The sequence below is a fragment of the Alteromonas sp. G4i13 genome, assembly GCF_054960505.1.
This window is the reverse complement of the sequence record NZ_JBHNYX010000094.1, coordinates 1-1,741: the sequence shown is the minus strand read 5'-3', so window position 1 is coordinate 1,741 and position 1,741 is coordinate 1. Positions and strand designations below refer to the sequence as shown.

1 protein-coding gene is annotated in these 1,741 nt (G+C 47.0%); it reads left to right on the top strand.

What is annotated here, in order from left to right:
* Positions 1-87: 87 nt before the first annotated feature.
* Entirely contained in the window at positions 88-1,722 is a 1,635-nt protein-coding gene (locus tag ACFI6J_RS21410) for an IS1634 family transposase (RefSeq protein WP_156086140.1), read from the top strand.
* The last annotated feature ends 19 nt before the right edge of the window (positions 1,723-1,741 follow it).

Genomic DNA, 1,741 nt, shown 5'->3' with positions numbered 1-1,741 from the left:
CCGTCATTCCGCACCTAATTAACTGATTTATTTTTCTTGACACCGATCCCCCATTTTGATCTATTACTCATCTTTGGGTGCAGCAAAATGGCTATTTCTACTTCCTCCCTATCAGGGTTAACTATCAAACGCATGGACCATCTTGGTTTAGTATCCGGTATGTGTCGGGAGCTTGGTATCGCTAAGATGATTGACGCGGTTATCCCAAAAAACAATGAGCATAAGGTGACTCATGGAGAAGCCTTTGTCGCCATGCTTCTCAATGGTTTGGGTTTTCACAGTCGCACCCTACACATGTTTGCAGATTTTTTCGCTGACAAACCCACTGAACGCCTGATTGGTCCGGGTGTAAAGGCCAAGCACCTGAATGATGATGTACTTGGTCGGTGTCTTGATGCCCTCTATGAAGCAGACGTGTCGTCGCTATATCAAGTCATGGCTGAGCGAGTGGTCGACACTCTGGGGTTAGCCAGTAACGCTGTGCACCTGGATATCACCAGTTTTCATGTCGATGGTGAATACGCTGTTGATGAACAAGATAGCGAGACTAAACGCATTGAGCTGGTTAAAGGTTACAGCCGGGACCACCGGCCAGAATTAAACCAGGTGATACTGGAGCTGATTTGTGAAAATCAAGCCGGTATCCCTGTCTATATGCAGGCTTTAAGTGGCAATACGAATGACCAGAAAGCTTTTGCAGAAGTCACCCGTCACCATATTCAGTGTTTAAAGGCCGCACAACAATGCCGATATTTTGTTGCCGATGCGGCGCTTTATACCGAAGAATCTATCACTGCCCTGGCAACACAGAACCAATTGTTTATTTCACGAGTCCCCATGACCATCAAAGACGCCAGGCAGCACGTAAGCAACGTGACGGAAGCCAGTCTCACTGCCATGGGTAACGGTTACCACGGTTGTTGGGTGGATGCAGACTATGCCGGAGTGAAACAGAAATGGTTGATTCTGCGCAGTGAGCAGGCGACTAAACGGGAGCAGCAGACGCTGGCCCGCAATTTACTTAAAAGCAGTGAAAAAGAGCACAAGCAATTTATTAAATTGTGTAAGCAACGCTTTGCCTGCCAGACCGATGCCGAGACGGCAATGAAAGTCTTTAGCAAGACGTTAAAAACAACCCGCATCAGTGAGTTTGACTGTATAGCCCACCCCGTGTTCTTAGGTAAAGGTCGCCCCAAAAAAGGACAACAGCCAGCATACTATGAATACCAACTCGATGGGCTGATAGCCACCTGTTTGGATAAAGTTGGAATAGCTCAGGCGCAAACTGGGATGTTTATCCTCGCAACCAATGATTGTAGCGGGGAACTCAGTATGCAGACATTGTTAGATACCTACAAATCCCAGCAACATGTTGAGCGGGGATTTCGTTTTCTCAAAAGTCCGGAATTCCTGACATCCTCACTGTTTCTAAAGAAACCGGAAAGGATTGAAGCGCTGCTCATGGTGATGACGTGCAGTCTGATGATATACGCCGCCCTTGAACACCGGATCCGAACGTCATTAAAAGAAAGACAACAATACTTCCCTGACATGAAAAAGAAACCGTCCCAGAAGCCAACGGCACGATGGGTATTTCTGTGTTTTAGTGGGATCCACGAAGTCAGTATTGGTGACTCTCCCCCCGTAATCACAGACAAACAGGAGCGCCAGCAGGTGATCATAGATGTACTTGGCACATTATACCAAGAGATTTATTCCTGAATTTGATGCGGAATGTCGG